The sequence below is a fragment of the Phenylobacterium sp. genome, assembly GCF_035276905.1.
Lineage (GTDB): Bacteria > Pseudomonadota > Alphaproteobacteria > Caulobacterales > Caulobacteraceae > Phenylobacterium.
In genome coordinates, this window is sequence record NZ_DATELG010000340.1 from 1 (window position 1) to 25,335 (window position 25,335).

Below are 25,335 nucleotides of genomic sequence, written 5' to 3' on the forward strand. Positions count from 1 at the left end.
AAGATCGCGCGAACGTCCTGCGGCTGCGGCCCGGGACGCCAGATGATCTGGTTCGCCGCGCCCCGCCGCACGCCGCCGGGTGCGATCGTCTCGAAGCTCGGCTGCACCAGCCGCCAGCCGTCGCCCTGGAAGGCGGCGCTGTCCGTCCGCAGGCGTTCGACCAGCCGGCCCTGGGCGTCGCGGCGGTAGATGCGGACGCCGGTCAGCTCGCGGCCGGCGCGGTCGCCCATGGCGGCGGTCACGATGTCGGCGCCCACGCGGAAGCTGCGCGGCCCGGGCGCCGTGCGCTCGGCCGGCGGCGTGGTGCGGCTCCACCAGGCGTCGAGCGCCTGTTCGGCGCGCGGTCCGATCCACTGCACGCAGACCAGGTGCGCGATGGCGACCGCCAGCGCCACCGGCGCCATGGCCGCCAGCAGCTGGTAGGCGGAAACGCCGGTCGAGCGCAGCGCCACCACCGCGTTCTCGCGCGCAAGCTGGGTGAAGGCGAAGAGGCAGCCGGCCAGCACGCTCAACGGCGCCACCTGGGCGATGAGACTCGGCAACCGGAGCGTGGCGTAATAGAGCACGCCCGCGACGCCCAGCTTGCGCGACAGGATGTCGGTGGTCACGTCCAGCAGGTCCAGCACCTGCAGGATCGACACCAGGACGACGAGGGCAGCGAGGACGCGGGCGCCGACGGTCGCCAGGAGATGCTTGCGAAGGATCACGCCGCGGCCTCGGCTTCGGCGTCACGACGCACGCGGAACGTCCGCCGGATCATGTCGCCGACCCGTTCGGCCAGCACGCCCACCGGCGTCTCTCCGGGCCGCTTGCGGCTGGTGTAGAAGGTCACCAGGCAGATCGCGGCGAAGGCGCCGAACGGGACCAGGATCGCCGGCAGGGCCTGGGCCCGGCCGCTGGAGGCCAGGCTCTGGCCCAGCTGCAGCATGTGCTGGAAGGCGACCAGGAGGAGGCCGGCGAGGATGATCCCGGGCGCCCGCCCGCCCCGTTTCGCCGAAAGCCCCAAAGGCAGCGCCAGGAGCGGCAGCAGCGGCAGGGCGAAGGAGCGCGCCAGCCGGGCGTAGAGCTCGGCCAGCAGCTCCTGCCGGGGGATCATGGCGCCCGGCTTGCGCGCCTGCGCCGCGAGCTCGCCGAGCGTCAGCTCGCGCGCATCGCGGCCGCGGCCGCGCAGCAGCTTTTCGGCGCTGGTCAGCGGCAGGTCGATGGCGAAGCTCCTGAAGCTCAGCACCCGCGCCGCGCCGTTGCCGGCGGTGCTGAACTGCTGGCCGTCGGTCAGGTCGAGCCGCACCGTGGAGCCGCCGGCGCTGCGCGCCAGCCGGCCGCTGGCCGCCGTCGTCACCTCCTCGCGGCCGTCCGCCAGGGTCCTGCGGATGAACACCCGGCCGAGGTGCTCGCCGGTGGCGTCGACCATGTCGGCGGTCATGGTCAGGTGCTGGTCGGGGGCGAAGAAGGTCTGCGGCTCGGCCTGGCCGCTCCAGCCGGCGGTCTCGGCCGCGTGCATCACCGCCCGGTAGGCGTAGCGGCTGTAGGGCTGGAGGACGCCGAACAGGATCAGGCTGGCGACCGTCAGCACCCCCGCCAGCGCCAGATAGGGCGCGACGATGCGGGTCAGCGACACGCCGCTGGCCAGCAGGGCGTCGATCTCCGAGCCCTCGTTGAGGCGGGTGACCACGATGAACAGGGCGATGAAGAAGCCCGCCGGCAGCGTCAGGCCCAGGTAGTGGGGCACGAGGTTGGCGGCGAGCTGGGCGACGAAGCCCAGCCGGCCGCTGCTTTCCGACAGGAGGTCCAGGAGGCGCAGCACCCGCTCCAGCAAGAGCGCCACCAGGGTGACGCCGAGCGCGCCTCCCAGCGGGGCGAGCGTCAGCCTCAGGATGTAGCGGTCGAGCAGGGTCACTGAAATCTCGTCTAGGCCGCGGGCCACAGGGCTCGCAGACGCTCGACGAGGGCTTCGGCCACGGGCGGCTCCAGGTCAACAGCAGGCGTGAGCTTCGGCGCAGCCGGCCAGCCGTGATCGGTGAAGGAAAACCCCTCGAAGGTCCGCTCGCCCTCGTACCGCGGCAGGACGTGGAAGTGCACGTCGCGGTCCACCATCATCAGCATCAGGTAGTTGATGCGGGCGTAGCCGACCAGCTTCGAGAGCGCCTGCTCCACCCCGCGGGTGACCACGGCCAGGTCGGCGAAGGCGGCGGGGCTGAGCTGGGAGAAGGCCTCGGCCGGCTCCTTGCAGACCAGCACCAGCGCCCCCAGCGTCGGCTGGCTGGGCCGCACCAGCACGAGCCAGCTCGCCGTCTCGGCGACGAGGCTGCGCGGATAGCCGAACTTCTGAGCGGTGGGATTGGTCATGGGGGTCGTCCCGGCGGTCGATGCGCCGCAGGTTCGACCTTAGGAAGTCGGGCCGGGGGATGAAAGCGGGAAGACGCGGGACCTCGTGCACATCGGTGGGCCGACCAAGCGCGCCGCTCGTCAGGCGTAGGACCGCGTCACCAACTTTGCGACGAGATAGGGTTCGAGGGCGTCCGCCCCCCCTTCGGTGCCGTAGCCCGAGTCCCTGACGCCGCCGAACGGCAGCTCAGGCAGCGCCAGGCCGAGGTGGTTGATCGTGATCATTCCTGCCTCCACCTGGTCGCCGAGCGCGTGCATGGTGGACGCCGATTCCGTAAAGGCGTAGGCCGCCAGCCCGTATGGCAGCCGATTGGCCTCTGCGATCGCCTCCTTCGTGGTGGAAAAGCGGTTGATCACGGCGACCGGGCCGAACGGCTCCTCGTTCATGATCCTGGCCTCGATGGGTACGTCAACCAGCACTGACGGCTCGAAGAAGTTTCCACGATTGCCGATGCGGGCGCCGCCGGCGAGCAGCTTGCCGCCGCGCTCCACCGCGTCGACGATCAGAGCCTCGATCGCGGGAATACGGCGCTCGTTGGCAAGCGGGCCCATCTGAGTCCCGCTCTCCATACCGTCGCCGACCTTGACCTTGCCGATCGTCTCCACGAAGGCCGCGACGAACGGATCGAAGGCGTCGTTCTGAACCAGAAAGCGGGTGGGCGAAATGCATACCTGCCCGGCGTTGCGAATCTTGGACATCGCCATCGCCTTTGCGGCAGCGCCGATGTCGGCGTCCTCGAAGACCATCACCGGGGCGTGGCCGCCCAGCTCCATCGTGACGCGTTTCATGTGCTCGCCGGCGAGGGCGGCGAGTTGCTTGCCCACCGTGGTCGATCCGGTGAAGGAAATCTTGCGAATGACCGGGTGGCCGATGAGGTAGTCTGAGATTTCCGCCGGAACGCCGAACACGAGGTTCACCACGCCGGCCGGCACGCCCGCGTCGGCGAATGCCCGGACGAGTTCGGCGCAGGACGCCGGGGTCTCCTCTGGTCCCTTGACGATAATCGAACAGCCGGCGGCGAGCGCCGCCGCGATCTTCCGCACTGCCTGGTTGATCGGGAAGTTCCACGGTGTGAAGGCTGCGACCGGGCCGACCGGTTCCTTGATCACCAGCTGCTGAACGCTGGGCGTGCGGGCTGGTACGATCCGTCCGTACGCGCGCCGGCCCTCCTCGGCGAACCATTCGATGATGTCGCCCGAAGCCATGGCTTCGCCTTTTGCTTCGGCGAGCGGCTTTCCCTGCTCCTGCGTCAAGATCGAAGCGATGACATCGGCGCGCTCGCGCATCAGCTCGGCGGCCCTGCGCATGATCCTGGCGCGTTCGAAGGCGGCGGTGGCGCGCCAGATTCGATAGCCCCTGTCGGCCGCCGCCAGCGCGCGATCGAGGTCGGCGATCCCGGCCTTGGCCAGGCCGCCGATCCGCGCGCCCGTCGCCGGATTGACGACGTCGATGGTCGCACCAGCTGCGGCGGCCCCCCAAGCACCGTCGATGAAAAGCTCGGTGTCGCAGTAGGAGGTCATGACGGATCCTTCAGGCGAAAGAGGGGCGAAGATCCCGCTGGATTGAGGGCCGAGAGATAAGGCGCCGCGCGCAGACCACGTCGCCCCCTTGCCGCCGCGGTCAACGATATGGAGCCGAAGCCGGCGCATAGGCAAGCATGGCCGCCCGGCAGGGACATTGTCTTATTCTATGAGCGGGGAGCGCCAGAGGATGCGTAATAAACCCCGTTCAAAAATGGCGTCTGCCAAGGCCTATGCCAAATCTGTCCACTCGTCCCGACTTTCGCAGAGATAAGTGGGATGTAGTCGATACCGCCCCAACTCCGCCATCCGACCGTCCGCCCCGAGGCCCCGGGCGGTGACACGCACCCGCCACTCCTCGCCGGCCTCGATCTCGACCTCATGCCAGCGCGCCGTCTCGCCATGAGCCCCGCTGCCTGACGCCGGGGGCACGCCCAGCACGGGAATCAGCCCCTGCGGCCCTGCGAGCGTCGACATGCTGGCCTCATGGGCGTGGCCGTGAAGCACCAGCTCGCAGCCCTCGGCGCACAGAATCTCCGCCAGTTCCGGAGCCTGGCGCAGCGCCTTGCGGCGGGAGACGACGCCGACACTCGGCGGGTGGTGGATCAGGAGGACGCGGAACAGCCCCTCCCCTCTCAAGCGGCGCAGGAGCTGCGGCAGCCGCTGGAGCTGGGCCGCATCCAGCACACCCTGGGCCAGATGCAGCGCCGTGGGCGTCGCCGAGCACAGGTTCACCAGCGCGACAGGTCCGCGCACCCTGACCTGGGGAAATTCGGCCTCGTCGGCGTCGCCCAGCCAGGGCGCCCACGGCGCGAACCGCTCATGTCCCCCTGCGCCGGCCAGGGCGTCGTGGTTGCCGGGGCTCACCGTCACCTGGTCGGCGGGTGCGAGGCTCTCAAGCCACACCCGCGCCGCACGCAGCTCCTGCGACGTTGCGAAATTGGTCAGGTCGCCGGTGATGACTATATGATCGGGGCGCTGAGCCTTCAGGTCGGCGACCAGGGTGGCGAGAGCCTCCTGGCTGTGCCTGCGGCGCTTGCGTCGCCAAGCGAAGCGGCTCAGCCAGCGTTTCGGCTCGAGCTCGATTCCGCGCGCCGGCGGCGGCGTCAGGTGCAGGTCGGAGATGTGGGCGAGGCGGAATACCAACCGAATGCTTTCTGGCCAGGAGATCGCGGCCTTGGTTATCAACTCGGGCGTATTTGGATAAGGGGCGGCGTAAATTGGATCGACAGACCGGCGCGGCGCGGGGCGTTACGCTCGCCGCCGGAAATGGCCGCATCTGGGGCATGACCGGCTCCGAGCGGCTCGAACGGACCTTCCGACGGGCGGGGCTCAAGCCCGCCGAGCGCGACGTCCTGCCGGCGAACGACGCCGGCGGCATCGTGCTGGCGCGGGCCGACTGGGTCTATGACGAGGGCCTGATCGCCGCCCTCGCCAGGCGCCCGCGCGCCCTGCTGGTCGGCCCCAAGGGCGAGGCCCTCGCCGCGCACGTGGAAGCCTATGACGCCGCCCCGGTCGCCGATGCGCTCGAAGGCGGCGACGCCGCGGCGCTCGCCGGCCTGGAGCGGCTGGACCCCGCGGGGCTGGCCTATAACCAGGCGCTCCGCAAGCGCGAGCCGCCAGTGCTGGAGCCGCTCAGCCCCGAGCGCGTCCGCGCGGTGGAGGCGCGGCTCTTCAAGGGCTCCTACAAGGGCGTCACCGACATCGTCACCAAGCGGCTGTGGCCGGTCCCGGCGCGGATCGTCACGCGTTGGTGCGCGCTGGCGAAGATCACCCCGAACCAGGTGACCTTCGCCGGCTTCCTGCTGGTGCTGGCGGCCTTCTGGCTGTTCTGGACCGGCCATTACGCCGCCGGCCTGGCCTGCGGCTGGATCATGACCTTCCTCGACACCGTCGACGGCAAGCTGGCGCGGGTGACCCTGACCTCGTCGAAGTGGGGCAACGTCTTCGACCACGGCATCGACCTCGTCCATCCGCCGTTCTGGTGGTGGGCCTGGTGGGTCGGCGTGCAGGCCGGGCCGCACCCCCTGCCGCAGGCGGATCTGATGCTGGGCGTGGTGCTGGTCGGCTACGTCGCCCAGCGGGCCATCGAAGGCGTGTTCATGCGGCTGTTCGGCATGCACATCCATTCCTGGCGGCCGTTCGACAGCTGGTTCCGCGAGATCACCGCGCGCCGCAACCCGAACCTGATCCTGCTGACCGGCTGCGCCCTGGTCGGCCGCCCGGACTGGGGCTTTGCGGCCATGGCGGCCTGGACCGCCGTCTCCTTCGCCGTCCACGTGGTTCAGCTCGTCCAGGCGCTCGCGGCGCCGAAGGCGAGCGTGGTCTCCTGGCTGTCGCGGTGAAACGGGCCGGCGTCATCCACAACCCCAAGAGCCGGCACAACCGGGGGGCGCCCGCGCCTGTCGGCTCCGATGCGGTGCTGGTCGAGGCGCCGCGCGGCCGGCAGGCCCTGGACGAGACCCTGGCGCGGTTCGCCACGGAGAGGCTCGACCTGCTGGTGATCGACGGCGGGGACGGCACCGTGCGCGAGGTGCTGACCCGCGCACCGCGCCATTTCACGGACGGCCTGCCGGCCCTCGCCGTGCTGCCGTCCGGCAAGACCAATGCGCTGGCCTTCGACCTCGGCGCCCCGCCCGGCTGGTCGATCAAGGCGGCGCTGGGCTGCGCCCGCGAGGGCCGGTTCCGTTCGCGGCGGCCGCTGGAGGTGTTCCGCCCCGGCCAGGCCGCGCCGCTGGTCCGCGGCTTCATCTTCGGCGCCGGCGCCTTCGTGCGGGCGACCGACCTCGCTCAGCGCACCCACAGGCTGGGCGCCTTCGAGGAGGCCGCGGTCGGCCTGACGCTCGGGGGCGCGGTGTTCCGCACCCTGTTCGGCGGCCCGCGCAGCGGCTGGCGCGCGGGGGAGCCGATGCGGATCAGCACGGGCGAGGCCGCGCCCTACGCCGGCGACGTCTTCCTGCTTCTGGCCTCCACCCTGGAGCGCCTGCCGCTCGGCGTGCAGCCGCTGGGCCCGCCCGACCGCGGGCGCATGCGCAGCCTGGCGGTCGAGGCGCCGCCGCGCCGGCTGCTGCAGGCGCTGCCCAGGCTGCTCTCCGGCGCCGAGACGCCCTGGTTGGCGCAGGCCGGCTATCACCAGCGCGTGGACGAGCGGATCGACGTCGCCCTGGACACCAGTTTCGTGCTGGACGGCGAGACCTTCCCCGGCGGCGAGCTCAGCCTGCGCCTGGGCGCGCCCCTGCAGTTCGTGACGCCGTGAGCCAGGGCCTGCAGGCCTTCGTCGAGCGCCAGCTTAAGGCGCCCTGCCCGCCCCCGGCGCGGGCCTTCGCCAAAGCCCTGGCGGGCGAGACCGGGGCGCACGCTGTGCTGTTCTACGGCTCGATCCTGCGCACCGGCGACCTCGACGGCGTGCTCGACTTCTACCTGCTGACCGGCGACGAGCGGCGGACCGGCTGGCGCGGCTGGATCGCCCGCCGCCTCTGGCCGGACGTCTCCTATCGAGAGCTGGAGATCGGCGGCCGGGTTCTGCGCGCCAAGATCGCGACCATGCCGCTGTCGACCTTCGGCAAGGCCGCGGCCGGCGGCTACCTCGACACCACCATCTGGACGCGCTTCGTCCAGCCCTGCGCCCTGACCTGCGCGGCGGACGCGGCCAGCGCCGCGGCGGTGAAGGCGTCGATCTGCGCGGCCGCGGAGACCGCCGCCCGCTACGCCGCGGCGCTGGGCCCCGAGAGCGGCCGGGCGGGGGACTTCTGGCTGGCGCTCTTCCGGCGCACCTATGCAGCCGAGCTGCGCGTCGAGAAGCCGGGGCGCGAGCGCGAGATCATCCGCTTCGATCCGGGACGCTGGAACGCGCTGCTGCCGCTGGCCTGGCGCAGCGCCGGCGTGGACTTCGAAGCCTCGGGCGAGACGCTGCGGCCGCAGTTGCGCGAAGCCGAGCGGCGCCGGCTGCATCGGGCCTGGGCCCGCCGGACCATGGTCGGCAAGCCTCTGAACGCCGCGCGCCTCGTCAAGGCCGCCTCGACCTTCGAGGGCGCGGCGCGCTATGCCGCCTGGAAGATCGCCCGCCACACGGGCGTGGTGGTGCCGGTGACCGCCTGGCGCGAGCGCCACCCGATCCTGGCGGCGCCCGGCGTGGCCTGGCGGCTCTGGAGGGCGCGCGGCCGCAGGTAGAGCGGAGATTGTGGCGCTCATTCCCATTAAGCAGCCATGTGGTCAGGCCCTCCTGCGGGCCGCGAGTTCCGCCAGCAGGTCGCGCGCCACCGTCGCGGCCTGGCTGCGGATGTCGGGGACGGCGGTGATCTCCCAGAAGGCGCTGCGCGTCAGCGGCCCCACGGCGTAGAGGCCGCGCTGAGCCACGCCCTTGGCGTTCAGCGGGCGCGACCCGGCGTCGACGTCAAGCCCCAGGCGGCAGGGGTCCGGCCGCACCAGCCGCCGGCCCAGCAAGGCCCCGATCAGCCGCGGGTCGGCCAAGCCGATCTCTCCGCCCGCCCCCGTGCAGTTCACCACCGCGTCGACCATCAGCGTCTGCGGCTTGCGGGTCCCCCGCGCCCGCCACTCGACCCGCACCTCGTCCTGAGCGAGATCGAGGCGCTCGATCGCGCCGGCGCGGACGACCAGTTCGCCGGCCTTGCGCATCTCCTGGACGCGCCGCGCCACCGACGGCGCCATGCGATGGCGGTGGATGTCCCACCAGGGGCGCAGGTGCCGCAGGAAACGCCGCCGCTCCGCCAACGACCAGGCGCGCCAGACGTCCTGCGCGGAGCCGCGGGCCTCGTCGACCGCCTCGCGCCAATCGCGGCCGCGCGCCGAGCGGCGCACCTGGCGCAGGACCTCCGCCGGCGAGCCCGCGAGATCCGTCCGTCCTGTCGCGGGCGGGCGCCCGTCGTGCCCGAGCGAGACGAGCCCACGGCGCGAGATCGCCGTGAAGCGCCGGTAGCCGCGGCTGAGCGCGAAGGCGACGTCGACCATGGTGAGGCCCGCGCCCAGCAGCAGCACGTGGCGGCCGACGTCGGTCGAAGCCCCGGCCGCCCACGGATCGGCGAGGTATCGCGGCGAGGCCAGGAGCTCCGGGCTCGCGCCTGGCGGCGGCGCGGACGGCGGGGCGCCGAGCGCCAGGACCACGGCGTCCGCGAAGAGCGTTCGCCCCATGGCCGTCTCGATCTCCCACCCGCCCCGGACGGGCCGGGCGTCCACCGCTTCGTCGAGCTCGAGCAGCAGGCGGCCGACGCCATAAGCGCCCTGCACCGCCCCGCCCAGCAGGCTCTGCAGATAGTCGCCGTAGACCCCGCGCGTCACGAACGCCCCGGTCGCACGCCAGCCGTCGCGATGCGAGAGCCACTGGACGAAGTGGTCCGGCTGATCTGGCAAGGCGCTCATGCTCGCCACCCGGACGTTCAACAAGTGGTCGGGGTTGTCGGTCTCGTAGGCGCGGCCGCGCCCGAATGCGCCGCGGCGCTCGATCAGCTGCACCTGCGGCCCGTCCGGCGCCGACAGGAGATGAAGCGCCGTGAGCAGGCCGCTGAAGCCCGCCCCGATGACGGCGACGGTGGGACGGGAAGCCACGGATACGCTCGCGCCTTTATTTCCTACTTAATCAGAAGGATTAAAGGTCATTAGAGCGGCGAGCAAAGGGAGATTGGGCGCCGCGGCCTGTCTGAAGCGCCGGAATTTCGATAGCCGCTTTAGAAATTCTGCCTCGGCGATGGCCGCCGGCCGCGCCCACGCCAACCGGCCGGCGTCCGGGGCGGATCGGACCGGGGCGGTTCCTCGGGTTCGTCGCGCCCGTGCAGGACGAGGGCCAGCACGCCCAGCACATCGGGTTCGAGCACGCGAGTGTCGGCGGGCGTCAGCTCTCTGGAGGCGTTCTTCGACATGGCCGTTCTCCTCAGCCTGGTCTCGCGAGGGTACGCCCTTAATTCCTACTTGATAAGTCGTGTTTCAAAGGTCGGGGCCGCGCGCACTGAACGATGGTCTCTCTGCAAACGCAGACGGCCACCGCAGGCTCCGCTTCCCTTAATTCCCACTTCGCTCATAGGTCTTATAGATTTTCTTTGCTGCCCTTTGGCGCAGCTTCCGCCAGTTAGCTCGCGACGCCGGCCGGGGGAGCCGCCCTGGCGGGCGTGGGCGGGACGGCTTGGGGCCCGCTTGCACCTGTTTCGAAGTGGAAATCGCGCCATGCGCAAGCACAGTGTTCAGCCGGCCCGGGGGCCGGATCATCGGGGGATCGATTCGCGGCGCCTGCGGCGCGGCTGCCGCCGCATGGGCCTGCTCGGCGTCTCGGCGCTCACCTCCGTCCTCGCCGCCGGCGCCGCGCAGGCGGCGGACGGGCCGGCGGCCCGGGCCGCCACCGCAGTCGCCGCGAACGCCGCCGCGGAAGAGGCCCCCGCCGAGATGGGCGAGGTCCTGGTCACGGCGCGCCACCGCTCGGAAGACGCTCAGAAGGTGCCCGCCGCCCTGTCGGTGATCGGCGGGGACTTCCTGGAGAAGACCAACACCACCAACATCGCCCAGGTGGCGCAGCTGGTGCCGAGCATCCAGTTCACCTTCTTCAACGCCCGCAACGCCAACATCAACATCCGCGGGCTGGGCAACAATGTGGGCCTGGCCAACGACGGCCTCGATCCTGGCGTCGGCTTCTATGTCGACGGGGTCTATTACAGCCGCCCCGCCACGGCGACGCTCGACCTTGTCGACATCGACCGGATCGAGGTGCTGCGCGGACCGCAGGGGACGCTGTTCGGCAAGGACACCACCGCAGGCGCGATCAACATCACGACCGCCGCCCCAACCTTCCGGCCCTCCGCGGTCGCCGAGGTCAGCGGCGGCGACTACGGCTATTTCCAGGCCAAGGGCTCGGTCTCGGGCCCGATCGTCGCCGACAAGCTGGCGGGCCGCCTGTCGCTGGCCACCACCACCCGCGATGGCTTCCTGACCAACCTCGTCGACGGCGAGAAGGTCAACAACTACCGCAACTTCACCGCCCGCGGGCAGCTGCTCTTCACGCCCACGGACGATTTGAAGATCCGCTTCATCGCCGACTACGGCAACCAGTTCACCCACTGCTGCATCAATGTGCTGAGCGGGATCGTCACCCCGCCGAACGGCAAGAACTTCACGGCCTTCGCCCAGCACTTCGGCTACACCCCGCTCGTCGACCCCTTCTCGCGCAACGCCAACGCCAACTCGCCCTTCCGCGCGCGGCAGGAGCAGGGCGGCGCCTCTGTGCAGGTGGATTATTCCACGCCCAAGGCGGTCTTCACCTCCATCACCGCCTGGCGGTTCTGGAACTGGTGGCCGCAGAACGACGCCGACAACTCGCCGCTGTCGATCCTGACGGTAGGGCAGAACGGCGACTACCAGAACCAGTACAGCCAGGAGTTCCGCGTCGCCTCGGCGGGCGAGAACCGCGTCGACTATGTCGCCGGCCTCTATCTCTACCGCGAGCAGATCAAGGCGGTGGGCGCCCAACAGTACGGCGACGCGGCGAGCTACTTCCTGCTGAGCCCCGCGCTCCCCGCCCTCGTCGCCAACGGCGTCCGCGGCGACTACGTCAGCAACTACAACACCGACAGCCTGGCGCTGTTCGGCCAGGCGGTCTGGCACATTACGCCGGACATCAACCTGACCGGCGGGCTGCGCTACACCGACGACTTCAAGCGCGGCAACTACACCCAGGTGGTCACGGGCGGCGTGCCGCTGACCGGGCCGCTGGCCTCGCTCGCCGGTCCGCGCGCGGCGCTGGCCAGCAACGGCCACTTCAACGTCAAGGACCAGAAGAACAACCTTTCCGGCCTGGTGAACCTCTCCTGGCAGGCGACGCCAAACGTGCTGGCCTATGCCAACTACGCCCGCGGCTACAAGTCGGGCGGCCTCAACCTGACGCAGCTTCCCGCCGGCGCGAGCCCGGTCGTGGCCCCGGAATCGATCGACAGCGTCGAGGTGGGCGTCAAGACCAAGCTCTTCGACCGCCGCCTCGTGCTGAACGCCGACGTCTTCTGGGAGCAGGACAAGGACTACCAGGCCAACATCCTCGATCCGATCCTGCTGAAGATGTACCTGGCCAACGTGCCGAAGGTGCGGGCGCAAGGGGTGGAGGTCGACATCCAGGCCCAGCCCACCGAGCACGTCTCGCTCTACGCGTCCGCGACCTACAATGACGCGATCTACGACAAGTACCCCAGCGCGCCCTGCGGGCTGGAACACGCCAACCTTTCCGCGTGCAATCTGAACAACTCGGCCCTGGCCGGCACGCCGCGCTGGGCGATCGCCGCCGGCGGCGAGGTGAGCTATCCGGTAAGCCTGGGCGCGCGCGAGGCGGAGGCCTACCTCGGCGCAGACTACACCTATCGCTCGTCGATCTATTCGGCGGCGACGGACTCCATCTACTCGCGCCTGCCGCAGCTCAGCCTGCTGAACGCCCGCGCCGGCGTCCGCTCCGAGCGATGGGACGCCTACGTCTGGGCGAAGAACCTGTTCGACAAGGACTATTTGACCACCGTCGCTCCCGGCTCCGGCAACACCGGCTCGCTCTACTCCCAGCTCGGCGATCCCCGCACCTACGGGGTGACCCTGCGCGTCAAGTACTGAGCGGGGCCGGCCATGACCGCAGAGCTCGTCGAGCCCCCTGCCCGCGCCGAGCCGCTCTCCGTCCCGCCCAGGCTGCGCGCCTGGGCGGGGCGCCTGGCGCGCGAGCCGCTGGCGCACTTCTTCGCCGCCGGCCTGGCGCTGTTCGCCGTCAGCGAGCACCACCGCGCCGCGACCGACCTGCATCGGATCACCGTCACCCGCGAACGCGTCGGGCAGCTGGCCGAAGCCTATCGCAACGAGTTCGGCGCCGAGCCCTCGTCCCGGCGGCTCGACCAGCTCGTCGATCACTGGGTCGACGAGGAGGCGCTCTATCGCGAGGCGCAGGCGCGTCATCTCGACCGCGACGACGAGATCGTCCGCCGCCGCCTCGTGCAGAAGATGCAGTTCCTGCAGCAGGATCTGGCCGCCGTCCGCGAGCCGACCGAGGCGGAGCTGAAGGCCTGGTACGGGGCCCACGCCGCGCAATACGCCGCCGCCCCTTCCGCCAGCTTCAGCCACATCTTCTTCGCGGACGGCGCCGAGGGCCGCGAGGCCGCGCGCCGGCGCGCGGAGGCGACGCTCGCCAGCCTCTCCGCGACCGCGACCCGGGCCCCCGAGCGCGGCGACGCCTTCCCCGACCTCTACGACTATTCGGCCATGACGCCCGAGGCGGCGCGGCGGCTGTTCGGCGACGAGGAGCTCAGCCGCAAGCTGTTCTCGGCTCCGACCGGCCGCTGGAGCGGGCCGTTCCGGTCGATCTACGGCTGGCACCTGGTGCGGGTGAGCGAGACCGCGGCGGCGCGCGTCCTGCCGTTCGAGGCGGTCCGCGACCGCGTGCGCGGCGAGGCCATCGCCGCGCGGCAGGAGGCGGCCAACCGCAAGGCCTTCGAAGACCTGAAGGCGCGCTACAGCCTCGTTCGCCGGGACAAGGCGGGGCGGCCATGAACCGCCTCCTCGCGGCGCTGGGCGCGCTGCTCCTGCTGGCGACGGCGCCCCTCGCCCGCGCCCATGAGGTCCGGCCGGCCTATCTGCAGATCCGCCAGACCGGCCAGGACCTCTACCAGGTCACCTGGAAGCAGCCGGTGATGGGCGAGTTCGCCATCCGGCTCGTTCCGCACCTGTCGAACGGCTGGCTGGACGCGCGGCCCGGCGACGAGGTGGTCACGCCGACCTTCCTGATCCGCAGCTGGACGGTCCGCGCCCGGCCGGCCGACACGCTGGAAGGCCGCGATCTCGCGGTCGAGGGCCTGGAGCGCAGCATCACCGACGTGCTGGTGCGCGCCGAGCTGGCCGACGGCCGGACTTTCGAGACCATCCTGAAGCCGGATCATCCCGAAGCGCGGATCGCCTTTCCGCACACCGGGGGGCTTTCGGTCCCGGCCTATTTCCAGCTCGGCGTCGAGCACATCCTGACCGGGATCGACCACCTGATGTTCGTGCTGGGCCTGCTCTTGCTGGTCGGGGTGCGGTGGCGGCTGGTCAAGGCGATCACCGCCTTCACCGCGGCGCACAGCCTCACCCTGGGCGCCAGCGCGGTGGGCCTGGTCCACGCCCCCTCCGCCGTGATCGAGGCGCTGGTGGCGCTGAGCATCGTCTTCGTCGCCGCCGAACTGGTGAACACGGCCCGCGGCCGCGTTGGCCTGACCGCGCGCCATCCGTGGCTGATCGCCTTCACCTTCGGCCTGCTGCACGGCTTCGCCTTCGCCGGAGCCCTCGCCGAGGTCGGCCTGCCGCCGAACGCGATCCCGCTGGCGCTGCTGCTGTTCAACCTCGGAGTCGAGGCCGGCCAGCTGCTGTTCGTGGGCGCCGCCATCCTCGCGATCCTGGCGCTCCGGCCGCTTCGCCGGCGCCTGCCGGCCGGCTGGGCGCGTCTCGCCCCGCGGCTCGCGCCCTACGCCATCGGCAGTTTCGCGGCCTTCTGGTTCCTCCAGCGCGCCGCCATCGCCCTCGCCTGACCGAAATTCCCTGGGGAGCTGACAATGAACAAGAGAACTCGACTTCTGCTGGCGTCCGCCGCCGCCGTCGCCGGCGCGGGGGGCCTGATCGCGCTGGCGGCGACGCCCAAGCCCGCGCCGGGCCATCCGGCCGGCGTCCAGCTCGCCGCGGCCCAAGCGGCCGACGACGACCCTGCCGACCGCCGCGTCTTCTTCGGCGAGCTGCACCTGCACACCGGCCAATCGTTCGACGCCTATTCGATCATGGGCACGCGCAGCACGCCGGACGAGGCCTACCGCTTCGCCCGCGGCGAGCCGATCAGCTACTTCGGCCAGACCGTCCAGCGGCCGCGCCCGCTCGACTTCACCGCCGTGACCGACCACGCCGAGTACATGGGCACGCTGAACCAGCTGGACGATCCGACCAGCCCCCTGGCCAAGAGCGAGCTCGGCAAGTTCCTGCGCGAGCATCCGCTGCAGGGCTTCATGCGGATCTTCACCGTCAACGCCATGCATCAGAACCTGCCCGAGCTGAACGCCCAGGCCGCGATGGCGCGAGCCTGGAAGGCGGAGGTCGAGGCGGCCGACAGGAACTACCAGCCCGGCAAGTTCACCACCTTCGTGGCCTACGAATGGACCTCGATGCCGGACCAGAAGATCAACCTGCACCGCAACGTGATCTTCCGGAACGCCCCGCCGCCCGCCCCCTTCTCCTCGGCGGACTCGCAGCGGCCGGAGGATCTCTGGAGCTACCTCGAGCGCCTGCGCGGCCAGGGGATCGAAGCGCTGGCCATCCCGCACAACGGCAACGCCAGCGGCGGGCGGATGTACGACTGGAACGACAGCGACGGCCATCCGATCAGCGAGGCCTACGCCCAACGCCGCGCCTTCAACGAGCCCCTGACCGAAGTCTTCCAGAACAAGGGCCAGTCCGAGACCGCGCCCGAGCTGTCGCCCGCCGACGAGTTCAGCAATTTCGAGGTGATGGAGCAGCTGCTGACCGGCGGCCCAAGCCCGGTGAACGGCAGCTATGCGCGCCAGGCGATCGGCCGCGGCCTCGTGGTCCAGGCGAAGGTTGGAGCCAACCCCTTCAAGTTCGGCTTCGTCGGCGCGAGCGACTACCACAGCGGCCTCTCGAACGGCGACGAGAACGCCTACGCCGGCCAGGGGGCGCTCAGCGTCGATCCCAAGGTCAACCTGCCCAGCCGCGAGCAGGCCGAGCGCCTGCTGGCGCCGCCGAGGCACGGCGCGCAGCCCGCCACCCTGGCGGAGCGGGCCCACGAGCGGGCTGACGAGGTGCTGGGCTCGGGCGGGATCTACGGCTCGGCGGGCCTGACCGGCGTCTGGGCCGAGCACAACACCCGCGAGTCGATCTACGCCGCGCTCAGGCGCAAGGAGACCTTCGCCACCTCGGGGCCGACGATCCGGATCCGCTTCTTCGGCGGCTGGCAGGTCGCCGACGACGCGCTTTCCCGCGCCGACTGGGTGAAGACCGCCTACCGCACCTCAACGCCGATGGGGGGCGACCTGCCTGCCAGGTCCGCCGCGGCCAGGGGGCCGGGGTTCATCGTCCAGGCCGCCAAGGACCCGACCAGCGGCAACCTCGACCGCATCCAGATCGTCAAGGTCTGGCTGGAGGGCGGCGACTATCGCGAGAAGGTGTTCGACGTGGTCTGGTCGCCGGAGCGCAAGCGCGATGCGGCCGGCAAGGTCCCCGCGGTGCGCGACACCGTCGACCTGAAGACCGCGACCTACGCCAATTCCGTGGGCGCGGCGGTGCTGAACGGGGTCTGGCATGACCCCGAGTTCGATCCGGCCAAGCCCGCAGTCTACTACGCCCGCGCGATCGAGATCCCGACCCCGCGCTGGAACACCATCCTGGCGGTGAGGCGCGGCCTGCCGCTGCCGCCGCACCTGCCGGCCACCATCCAGGAGCGCGCCGTCTCCTCGCCGATCTGGTACACGCCGCCGGCCTGACCGGCTGGAGCGTTCGGCGGTTCGGACGAACCGCCGAACGCTCATAAGTCTCTGAAGCAGGACCATTCGCGACGCCGAACCGGCTGCGAATGGTCTAGGACCGACGCTCAGCGCGGGCGCATCCCGCTTCAGCCCGACGCGCGCTGGCTCTCGACCGGCAGCACGCCCAGTTCCCGCCCGACCCACTCGAACACGTCGAGCACCAGGTCGATCTGCTGCGGGGTGTGAGCGGCGCTGACGCTGGTGCGCAGCAGCGGGCGGTTGTTCGGCGTGGCCGGCGGCAGCGCCAGGTTCAGATAGACCCCGCCCTGCAGCAGCGCGTTCCACATCGTCAGCGCCGTCGGCATGTCGGGCATCACCACCGCGACGATCGGGCTGGGCTTGGGGCCGGTGGTGAAGCCCAGCGCGTTCAGCCCGTCGAACAGCCGCTCGGCGTTGGCCTGCAGCCGGGGGCGCAGCGAGCGGTCCGCCTCGGCCTGTTCAAGGGCCTTGAGCGTGGAGGCGACGACGGCCGGCGGCAGCGAGGCGGTGAACATGTACGGCCGGCTGACCACGCGCAGGATGTCGAAGTCGTCGACGTCGGAGACGCAGAAGCCGCCGATGGCGCCCAGGCTCTTGGAGAAGGTGCCGACCACGAAGTCGACGTCGTCCTCGACGCCCTCGGCCTCCGCCAGGCCCCGGCCGCGCTCGCCCAGCACGCCCATCGAATGGGCCTCGTCGACCAGCAGATAGGCGCTGGTCTGGCGCTTGACGTCGACGATCTCCTTCAGCGGCGCCGCGTCGCCCATCATCGAATAGATGCCCTCGACCACGATCAGCCGATCGCCGGGGACGCCTTCGAGCCGGCGCAGGCGCTTGTAGAGGTCTTCCGGATCGTTGTGCCGGAAGCGGATGACCTCGGCATGGCCCAGCCGCGCGCCGTCGTAGATGCTGGCGTGGCTGTCGGCGTCGAGGATCAGGTGGTCGCCGCGCCCGACCAGGGCGGAGAGCACGCCCAGGTTCGCCTGGTAGCCGGTGGTGAACACCATGCCGTTCTTGCGCCCGTAGAACCGGGCGAGCGCCTGCTCCATCGCCAGATGGCCGTTGAAGCTGCCGTTGGCGATGCGCGAGCCGGTGGTGCCGGTGCCCCAGCGCCGCACCGCCTCGACCGAGGCCTCGACGCAGTCCTCGTCGAAGGTCAGGCCCAGGTAGTTGTTGGTGCCGAGCAGGACGACGCGCCGGCCGTTGAGCTGGGCCTCGGTCGGCGACAGGACGGCGTCGAAGCGCACGTTGAAGGGATCGGCGCCGTGGTCACGGATTCCGGAATAGGCGCGGATCTGCGGGAGATGCTTGTCGAGAAGGCCCAACGGATCAGACCTTCACGCGCAGATCGTCGATCAGGGCGGCCAACTGGCCGACCGTCTGCACGTCGGCCATGCGATCCAGCGGGATCGACAGGTCGAACTTGTCCTCAAGTTCCATAACGATGTTCATCAGCGCCAGCGAATCCACAGAGAGGTCACGGGCGATGTCGGTGTCCGCGGTCACAGAAACCGGCTTTCCGAGAACTTCCTCCGCAGCGCGCCCGATTTCGCGCACGGTCAAGTCCACGACGAGTTCGGCCATCTCACCCCCGCAATCCTCGCCCCTCGACTACAGCTAATCATGCTTCGCGTCGATTGCCATAGTACCGTTGCGCATCTGCCAGAAAACATTCACGAACGGAGTTTTCCGGCCACACGCCACCAGGCGACGGTGTGGGCGAATCCCCCCTCGAGGTCAAATCTAGGCGCCGGCGCCGAGCTCCAGCGTTCCTCCGGTCGCAGCGACCAGTCCAGATGGCGCATTTCACGCGCTTTTCCAGGCGTGAGAATGGGATTTGCCCCGAAAAGACGCAGTGTCGCACCTGCCGCCCCCGCCAGGCTCAGCGCTGCGGACGGCAGCGGGACCATGACCGATCGCCGCCCGACCGCCTTGCCGGCGGCGCCGACGATCTCGCGCCAGCTATATCCGTCGGGCCGGACGTCGCAGAGCGCCACCACCGGCCGCTCCGGCGCGCGCCCGGCGGCGGCGGCGATCTGCCGGGCGGCGTCGTCGACATGGATCATCGCGATTCGGGCGCGCGAATCGAACACCGGCGCGAGCGGCAGCCGCAGCGCCGCCTCGAACACGCCGAGGGTCTCCAGGTCGCCGGGGCCGTAGATCGCCGGGGGCCGAAGCACGGTCAGGCGATCGCCCAGCACCTTGCGCGCGGCCTCCTCCCCGGCCCGCTTGCTGGCGGCGTAGGGCGAAAGCTGCGGCTCGCGCGCGGCGAGGCTGGAGACCAGCAGGGTCTGTTCCACGTCCGCCCGGCGGGCCGCTTGCGCGACGCGCTCGGCGCCCGCTGCATTGACGGCGGCGAAGTGGGCGCCGGCGCGCGCCTTGATCAGGCCGGCGGCGTGGACCACCACCTCCGCGCCGCGGCAGAGCCCGGCCAGGGCGACTTCATCCGACAGGGCCCCCACGACCACCTCCGGCTCGACGCCCTCGGGCGCGGCCAGGATCGCGTCGCGGCGCGCCAGCACACGGACCCGCCAGCCCTCGGCGGCCAGCGCGCCGACCAGCCGCCGGCCAAGGAAGCCGGTGGCCCCGGTGACCGCGGCGACGCGCACCGGGACTTACGATCCCACGAGGTCGAAGGCTCCGCTCTCGAACAGGGTGCGCGCCTTCGAACGACTGAGCTTGCCCGAGGAGGTCTGCGGCAGCGCCCGCGGGCCCACCAGCCGCACCTCGGCGTCGAGGCCATGGCGCGCGCGCATCAGGGCGGCGACATCGTCGGTGATGCGCTGGCGCACCTCTTGATCGCTGCTGCGGCACTGGACCAGCAGGACCACCCGCTCCTCGGTCTCCTCGCCCTGGGAGATCGCGGCGACGTCGCCGCTTCGCAGCCCGTCCACGCCGGATTCCGCCGTCCATTCAAGATCCTGCGGCCAGACGTTGCGGCCGTTCAGCAGGATCAGGTCCTTGGAGCGCCCGGTCGGCGCGATCTCGCCGTCGGCCAGGTAGCCCAGGTCGCCGGTGTCCAGCCAGCCGTCGGCCGAGAGCACGGCCGCGGTCGCTTCCGGCTGGCGGAAATACTCGCGCATCAGGCTGGGGCCGCGGACGAAGATCCTGCCGACCTGGCCTTCCCCCAGCACCGCGCCGGTTTCGTCGCGGACCTGCAGCTCGTGGCCCGGCAGGATCGGACCGCAGCGGACGAAACTGCGGCGGCGCTCGACGGCCTCGCCGGCCGACACGACCACGCCGTCCTGCTCCATCCGGTCGACGTCCACGACGTCGGCGCTCAGCCCCTTGCCGAGCGGCGCCATGGTGAGCGCCAGCGTCGCCTCGGCCATGCCGTAGCTGGCGACGAAGGCCTCGCGGCGGAAGCCCGCGGCCGAGAAACAGTCGGCGAAGGTCTCCAGAGGGCCCGGGCGGACCATGTCGCCGCCGACGCCGGCGATGCGCCAGGTGGAGAGGTCGACCTCGCCGGCCGCGTCCGCACGGCGCGCGCACAGATCGTAGCCGAAGGTCGGGCTGTAGGTGACGCTGCCGCCATGGCGGGTGATCAGGTCGAGCCACAGCAGCGGCCGGCGCACGAAGGCTGCGGTCGGCAGCAGGTCCAGGCTCATCTGGCTCGTCACCGGGCCGATCAGAAAGCCGATCAGTCCCATGTCGTGGTAGAGCGGCAGCCAGGAGACGGCGCGGTCGGCCGGCGTCACCTGCAGGCCGTCGCGGGTGAACGCCACCGCATTGGCCATCAGGGCCCGGTGGGTGACGACGACGCCGGTCGGCGCGCGCGTGCTGCCGGACGAGAACTGCAGGTAGGAGGTCTGGTCGGGCCCGACCGCGGGCAGGGCCGCCTCGGCGCCGGCCGGCAGGTCGTTGAGCTTGAGTACGCGGGGAACGCCGGCGGCGGCGGCGGCCTGCGTCAGCCAGGCCTCGAACTCCTCGGAGACGACGACCGCCTCGGCGGCCGCGGCGCCCAGCATCCGGGCGATCTGGGCGACATAGGCCTCGCGACCGCCCAGCGGCGCCGGCAGCGGCATCGGCACCGGCGCCACGCCCGCGTACTGACAGGCGAAGAAGGCGCGCACGAAGTCGGGGGTGGTGTCGGCGACCAGGCCGACCCGATCGCCGGGCGCAAGCCCCGCCGCCAGCAGCCCGCGGGCCAGATCCAGCGCCTGGGCGCGCAGCTCGACATAGGGCAGCGCGAGCGTGAGCTTGCCGCGCAGGTCATGGAAGTTGATCCCCGTCTCGCCGGTCGCGGCGTAGTCGAGGGCCTCGGTCAGGGTCGGAAAGTCCGCGTGCCGAAGGGCGCGGTGCGGGGCGGTGGGCGTAACGTTCACGGGCCTCTTTCACCGGGCATGAGGGCAATGATCAAGCAGCATTGTAGCGGTCGGCCTGCGAGCGCTGCCGCAGGAGCAGCCAGAGCATGCCGAGCGCGATGGCGAGCGAGGAGGCGACGAGGGCCGCGCCGGCGGCCTCGACCCCGAAGCGGCGGACCAGGAACGGCAGGGCCGCGGCGTAGGCGGCGGCGACCACCACCCGCACCCGCACGGTCGCGCCGGCCTGGCCCAGCGAGATCACCATCGGCTCCAGCGGCAGGCTGACCAGGTTCACCACGGCGGCGGCGACCTGCCAGGTCATCACGCCCGCCGCGGCGGCGAAGCCCGCCCCCATCACCAGGCGCAAGAGCGGCGCGCCGGCGAAACCGGACACTATCAGCAGCAGGAGGCCGACCGCGCCGGCGGCCAGGGCGATGCGCGCCGTCAGCCGCCACATGGTCTTCTCCCGCCGCTCGGCGCGCAGCCGCACGAGCTCGGGATAGAGGGCGGGGATCAACAGCCGCACCGGCTTGGCGATGGCGTCCGCCACCTGGCGGCCGATACGCCAGAGCGCGGCGTCGGCCGGACCGAGCAGGCCGCCGACCATCAGGGTCACGAGGTGGGTGAAGGCGGTTCCCAGGGTGGCGTTGAGGTTGGTCGCCCAGGCGAAGCGCCAGGCCCCCGGGGTGGAGATTCGCGTCGGTCCCAGCCAGCGGAAGCCGTGCAGCAGGCCCTGGCGGTCCATCTCGCGCCAGGCGGCGGCGGCCAGCAGGAGGAAGCCGGCGACGGTCCCGAGCGCCCAGACGAGCAGGAAGAAGGCCAGGTCCGCATGCAGGACAAAGCCGACGGCGCAGCCGATCAGCCGCACGACCGAGATCACCGCCGCCTGCGCGGCCAGCACGTCGAAGCGGTCGAGCAGCCTCAGGATCCCGAGCGGCGCCGCGGCGGTGATGAACATCACCGAGAGCACATAGGCCGCCGCCAGGGGCGCCTGATCCGCGCCCCAGCCGAGGCGGCCGCCGAAGGCCAGCGCGCCGCCCACGCCCACACCCATGCCGACGAGGCCGCTGATCAGGTCCAGCATCAGGGTGAAGCGCACCACCCGATGCAGCTCGTCGAGGCGGCGCTGGGCGAGCGGCTCGGCGCCGTATTGGAGCACCGTCTGCCAGGACTGGAACTTGACCACGTCGCCGAGCAGCTGGGCGAAGGCGTGGATCATCACCAGCACGCCCAGTCCCTTCACGCCGAGCGCGCGTGCGGCCACGGCGGTGTAGGCGAGGCTGAGGACGGCGTTGACGGCCCGCCCGCCCAGCAGCTTGCCGGCGTTGGCCAGGATGCGCCGGAAGATGGCGCCGGCGGTGGGCTGCGGCCGGGCCTGGGCGGCGGCGGCGTTCATGCCGGCTCCCGCAGCCGGGTCTCGGCGTGGCTGGCCGACGCCCGCGCGATCAGCGCCTTCAGCGGCGCAAGCAGGTTGGGGTGCTGGGCGCGGTGGTAGGCGGAGCCCTCCGGCAGGGCCGCCGCGAGCCTGCGGTGCGCCTCGGCCAGGTTGTGGTACGGCACCGCCGGCAGCAGATGATGCAGGGCGTGGTAACGCAGGCCGACTGGCGCCCAGACGAGCGGCAGCCAGCCCGGCGGCGGCACGTTGACGGAATCCAGGAACTGCTCGGTGATGGTCATCGGCGCCCCGTCGCTGGTCCAGCCGTGCGCCACCAGGGTGCGCAGCTGGTTGACCAGCGCCACGGCGGACATCAGCACCGCGCCCGTCAGGACATAGCGCGCCGCGAGCCCGCCCGAACCCACGAGGCCGACCAGCGTCCAGCTCCACAGCCAGGCGGCGATCTCCTGGGCGCGCCAGGCGGGCCGCCGCGCGAGGCCGAAGTCCTGGCGGCGGAAGGCCGGGTTGATGCTCATGCCGGAGTAACGCGCGACCACCTCGCGCCGCAGGCCGGGCGCCAGGAACGACAGCGGCGCCAGCACCGCGAACCGCAGGAAGGCGCCGAGCGGCGCGAGCGCCGCCACCGCCAGGAAGCCCGCGACGACTGCGGGCCGGCGGCGCGACAGCGGCAGGTACTCCGGATCCTCCGCAGTCCCGTAGAGCTGCTTGAGGTGGTGCAGGTTGTGCACCCCTTCGTAGAGCAGCGAGGGCGCCAGGAAGGGCACGCCGATCAGCGCGTTCCAGCCGGCGCGGAAGCCCGGCGTCTGGCCCGGCCGCAGGTGGGTCAGTTCGTGGATGAAGCTCACCCCGCGATAGAGCGCGACGACGCAGACCAGCGCGCCGATCCAGGCCAGCGGCCCGTGCGCCAGCACGGCGGCGGCGAGGCCGGCCTGGATCGCGACCGTCGTCAGCGCGAGGTCGGTCCAATAGACGCGCGCGTCCGGGCGCGTCAGGTCAGCGGTGATCCGCTGCGCCTCCGTCACGAGCTCGATCGCCCGCGCGCGCTCGTCTTGAGCCTTCGCCGCCACTCGCCCACCGCCAACCTGTCCCTAGAGCGCGTACTTAAGGCGTCCGCGGCCAGGGTCAAAGCGACCCATTGGCGCTCGGGTGCGATCCGTGTGCGGATGGGGCGCGTTCTCAGGCCTGAGCGTCAAGCCGCCGCAGGAGCGCCGGCGCCTCGGCCAGTGCGCGCAGGGCGTCGTTCAGGTGCGTGCAGCCGGCCACGCCCGGCAGCTCGGCCAGCACCTTCTCGCGCATCTGCGGCAGCGGCGTGCCGATCAGCCGGGGCAGGTTCAGCGTGGCCGAAGGGCACTCGACGAACGGCAGCACGCGCGGCGTGGCCTCGATCGACAGCACCTCCAGGCTCGTCGGATCGGCGGTGGCGGCCAGGCTGTACTCGTGCAGCGCCGTGCGGCCGCCGTCAGCCGCCGAGCCGCTGTCCTGGAAGGCGGAGTCGATGTGGATCAGGCCCCCGTCCCGCCACACGTCCACCCGCCGCGCCCGGCGCATTCCGGCATGCTCCTGGCGCGTGAACCGGTGCCAGCCCTCTGGGTCCTGCGGATGGCGCAGGTCGGGCGCGGGCGTCGCCGCGATCGGCTCGCCGGCGCGCTTGTCCAGGTCGAAGGCGCTGGCGCCCGGCGCATGGCCGATACAGACGTTCTCGCGTTTCTTGAACGCCTGAGCCATGGCCGGATCTTCCATCCTCGCCCGCATCTGCGCCAGCCAGCCTGGGTCCCACTGCGACCAGGCCCAGCCGGCGATCAGGCTGACCCCTGAGAAATCGTCGAGGATCAGGTAGAGCGGGGTGGCTCCGTCCCGCTCCTCCGGCACGACCTCGGTCAGCACGGCGCGCAGCTTGCCCCCGCCCCGCTCGCCGGCCAGCCGGCCGACGTTCGGACGGTCCGGCCCGGCCTCGATCGCCGCGATCGTCCGGTCGGCCTGCACGCGCGCCACGTACCAGTCCTCGGCGGCGACCACCGCCGGAGCGGACCTGGGCGTGACGAGGTCGCGGGCGCGGGCGTCGAAGCGCATCGCGCCCTTCCGACCGTCCGGCCACGAGACGTCGATGCTGGACGTGCGGCGCACGGAACCCGGCCGGCGGAGCGGCGCGTGTCCGGCGGAATGTCTCGGCGGCGTCAGGGGCAGGTCGTTCACAATCGTCACTCTCGGCGGAAAGCTCGAAGGTCCAATGTGGTGCCTGAGCCTGCGCCGATCCATACGCCGCCCGCGATCATCGCCCGGGCGGCGCATCGCGCGGGCGTCGGCCCGCGAGGACCTGGCGGTGTTCCGCACCTGACGGCCGAGGCCGGCCTCAGACGCAGAGCTTCTCCAGTCCCGCCCGGTCGAAGCCCGACACGCGGCGGAACTTCATGGTCAGCAGCCCCTGCTCGCGCAGCGACTTCAGACAGCGGGTGACGTGCACCGGGCTGAGCCCCAGGGCGTCGGCGAGCTCCTCGTGGCGCAGCGGCAGGGCGAACTCGTCGCCCTGCAAATGATCGCTGCGGACGAGGCCCGCGCCGCACAGCCGCTCGTGCAGTTCGACCAGCAGCGAGGCCAGGCGGACCTGGGCCGAACGCTGGGCCAGGCGGGCGATGTGATCGTACCGGCGCTCGGTCGCCTGCTCGAGGGACCGCAGCACGGCGCAGAGGAAGGTGTCGGGATTGGCGGCGCGCGCCAGCAGGTCGGCGACGTCGACGCATTCGACCGCCGTCACCGCGCGCACGCTGCGGAAACGCGGAGAAGACGGCGCCTCGATCACGTCGCCCGGGACGGCGAAGGAAAAGATCTGTCGCACGCCGTTCGGCAGGACGCGGGCCTCGCACAGCCATCCGTCGAGCAGCCACTTCATCTGCGGCGCCTCGGAGGGGCGTTCAGCCGACGGCTCGATCAGCGAGCCCGGCGGGTGGCGCTCCACGCCAAGGTCGAGCAGCCCCTCGACAGCCCACGGCTCGAGGTCCGCGGCCCGCAGGAGCCCCGCGACCGCGCGCGCCATCGGCCTGGCGGGGCGTGTGTTCAGCGCCAGCATTGGGAAACCTGGTTTATGGGCGACCTCACACACTGCAACCAGCGGGAGATGGCGACAATATGGACTCAAGCCCTAACAGATAAAATCACCCGCTAGAGTGGCATCATGATCAATTACAGGCAGATCCACACCATCCGTTGCGAATTATGCACATGGTTAATTCAGCCT

The 25,335-nt window shown here is 71.4% G+C and carries 22 protein-coding genes; 7 read left to right on the forward strand and 15 right to left on the reverse strand.

Translation table 11 applies throughout. From position 1 onward, the window contains the following. The 5 genes from VJS38_RS16050 to VJS38_RS16070 form a co-directional block, all read right to left on the reverse strand. Window positions 1–707 (reverse strand): LptF/LptG family permease (locus tag VJS38_RS16050; protein ID WP_324089158.1); only part of this gene is annotated, 707 nt, incomplete at its 3' end. Next, window positions 704–1,897 (reverse strand): LptF/LptG family permease, encoded by a 1,194-nt coding sequence (locus VJS38_RS16055; protein ID WP_324089159.1) that lies wholly within the window; start codon window positions 1,895–1,897, stop codon window positions 704–706. The genes VJS38_RS16055 and VJS38_RS16050, both read right to left, overlap by 4 nt. A gap of 11 nt (window positions 1,898–1,908) precedes the next feature. Then, window positions 1,909–2,346: an HIT family protein gene (locus VJS38_RS16060; protein WP_324089160.1), complete on the reverse strand. Its 438-nt coding sequence runs from the start codon at window positions 2,344–2,346 to the stop codon at window positions 1,909–1,911. Between the two features lie 120 nt (window positions 2,347–2,466). Then, window positions 2,467–3,906, reverse strand: a complete 1,440-nt coding sequence (locus VJS38_RS16065; RefSeq protein WP_324089161.1) for an NAD-dependent succinate-semialdehyde dehydrogenase — start codon at window positions 3,904–3,906, stop codon at window positions 2,467–2,469. A 231-nt stretch (window positions 3,907–4,137) separates the two neighbouring features. After that, window positions 4,138–5,052, reverse strand: a complete 915-nt coding sequence (locus tag VJS38_RS16070) for a metallophosphoesterase (protein ID WP_324089162.1) — start codon at window positions 5,050–5,052, stop codon at window positions 4,138–4,140. 140 nt (window positions 5,053–5,192) lie between these two features. Between VJS38_RS16070 and VJS38_RS16075 the strand changes: the two genes are divergently transcribed. From VJS38_RS16075 to VJS38_RS16085, 3 genes are read left to right on the forward strand one after another with little or no spacing between them, the layout of a single operon-like run. After that, window positions 5,193–6,251 carry a CDP-alcohol phosphatidyltransferase family protein gene (locus VJS38_RS16075; protein WP_414692453.1) on the forward strand — a complete coding sequence of 353 codons (1,059 nt, stop codon included), beginning with the start codon at window positions 5,193–5,195 and terminating at the stop codon, window positions 6,249–6,251. Then, window positions 6,248–7,162, forward strand: a complete 915-nt coding sequence (locus tag VJS38_RS16080) for a diacylglycerol/lipid kinase family protein (RefSeq protein WP_324089164.1) — start codon at window positions 6,248–6,250, stop codon at window positions 7,160–7,162. Before VJS38_RS16075 ends, VJS38_RS16080 begins: the two co-directional genes overlap by 4 nt. Next, window positions 7,159–8,076, forward strand: coding sequence for a hypothetical protein (locus VJS38_RS16085; protein ID WP_324089165.1), 918 nt, complete (start codon window positions 7,159–7,161; stop codon window positions 8,074–8,076). The genes VJS38_RS16080 and VJS38_RS16085 overlap by 4 nt, the downstream gene beginning before the upstream one ends. Window positions 8,077–8,118: 42 nt before the next feature. Here the strand turns inward: VJS38_RS16085 and VJS38_RS16090 are convergent, their stop codons facing one another. Beyond that, window positions 8,119–9,468, reverse strand: a complete 1,350-nt coding sequence (locus VJS38_RS16090; RefSeq protein WP_324089166.1) for an FAD/NAD(P)-binding protein — start codon at window positions 9,466–9,468, stop codon at window positions 8,119–8,121. A 119-nt stretch (window positions 9,469–9,587) separates the two neighbouring features. Then, a complete protein-coding gene (locus tag VJS38_RS16095) occupies window positions 9,588–9,779 on the reverse strand; it encodes a hypothetical protein (protein WP_324089167.1) in 192 nt (63 codons plus the stop codon). A 301-nt stretch (window positions 9,780–10,080) separates the two neighbouring features. Here VJS38_RS16095 and VJS38_RS16100 point away from each other — a divergent pair, with 301 nt between their 5' ends. The 4 genes from VJS38_RS16100 to VJS38_RS16115 are packed head-to-tail and all read left to right on the forward strand — an operon-like array spanning window position 10,081 to window position 16,382. Further along, a complete protein-coding gene (locus VJS38_RS16100; protein WP_324089168.1) occupies window positions 10,081–12,492 on the forward strand; it encodes a TonB-dependent receptor in 2,412 nt (803 codons plus the stop codon). A 12-nt stretch (window positions 12,493–12,504) separates the two neighbouring features. Further along, on the forward strand, window positions 12,505–13,416 hold the full coding sequence (locus VJS38_RS16105; RefSeq protein ID WP_324089169.1) for a peptidylprolyl isomerase: 912 nt from the start codon (window positions 12,505–12,507) through the stop codon (window positions 13,414–13,416). Beyond that, window positions 13,413–14,426 (forward strand): HupE/UreJ family protein, encoded by a 1,014-nt coding sequence (locus tag VJS38_RS16110; protein WP_324089170.1) that lies wholly within the window; start codon window positions 13,413–13,415, stop codon window positions 14,424–14,426. The genes VJS38_RS16105 and VJS38_RS16110 overlap by 4 nt, the downstream gene beginning before the upstream one ends. Before the next feature lie 24 nt (window positions 14,427–14,450). Further along, the gene (locus VJS38_RS16115) at window positions 14,451–16,382 is read left to right on the forward strand and encodes a DUF3604 domain-containing protein (RefSeq protein WP_324089171.1); all 1,932 of its coding nucleotides are present in this window, start codon (window positions 14,451–14,453) and stop codon (window positions 16,380–16,382) included. Window positions 16,383–16,510: 128 nt separating this feature from the next. Here the strand turns inward: VJS38_RS16115 and spt are convergent, their stop codons facing one another. From spt to VJS38_RS16155, 8 genes are all read right to left on the reverse strand, one after another. Next, a complete protein-coding gene (spt, locus tag VJS38_RS16120) occupies window positions 16,511–17,728 on the reverse strand; it encodes a serine palmitoyltransferase (RefSeq protein WP_324089172.1) in 1,218 nt (405 codons plus the stop codon). Between the two features lie 4 nt (window positions 17,729–17,732). Further along, a complete protein-coding gene (locus tag VJS38_RS16125; RefSeq protein WP_324089173.1) occupies window positions 17,733–17,987 on the reverse strand; it encodes an acyl carrier protein in 255 nt (84 codons plus the stop codon). Between the two features lie 89 nt (window positions 17,988–18,076). Next, entirely contained in the window at window positions 18,077–19,012 is a 936-nt protein-coding gene (locus tag VJS38_RS16130) for an NAD-dependent epimerase/dehydratase family protein (protein WP_324089174.1), read from the reverse strand. A gap of 6 nt (window positions 19,013–19,018) precedes the next feature. Then, window positions 19,019–20,728 (reverse strand): fatty acyl-AMP ligase, encoded by a 1,710-nt coding sequence (locus VJS38_RS16135; protein ID WP_324089175.1) that lies wholly within the window; start codon window positions 20,726–20,728, stop codon window positions 19,019–19,021. Window positions 20,729–20,759: 31 nt separating this feature from the next. After that, the gene (locus tag VJS38_RS16140; protein WP_324089176.1) at window positions 20,760–22,103 is read right to left on the reverse strand and encodes a lipopolysaccharide biosynthesis protein; all 1,344 of its coding nucleotides are present in this window, start codon (window positions 22,101–22,103) and stop codon (window positions 20,760–20,762) included. Next, window positions 22,100–23,170, reverse strand: a complete 1,071-nt coding sequence (locus VJS38_RS16145; protein ID WP_324089177.1) for a fatty acid desaturase — start codon at window positions 23,168–23,170, stop codon at window positions 22,100–22,102. Before VJS38_RS16145 ends, VJS38_RS16140 begins: the two co-directional genes overlap by 4 nt. A gap of 109 nt (window positions 23,171–23,279) precedes the next feature. Further along, window positions 23,280–24,227: a DUF2889 domain-containing protein gene (locus VJS38_RS16150; RefSeq protein WP_324089178.1), complete on the reverse strand. Its 948-nt coding sequence runs from the start codon at window positions 24,225–24,227 to the stop codon at window positions 23,280–23,282. Between the two features lie 226 nt (window positions 24,228–24,453). Next, window positions 24,454–25,167, reverse strand: a complete 714-nt coding sequence (locus tag VJS38_RS16155) for a Crp/Fnr family transcriptional regulator (protein WP_324089179.1) — start codon at window positions 25,165–25,167, stop codon at window positions 24,454–24,456. Window positions 25,168–25,335: the final 168 nt, after the last annotated feature.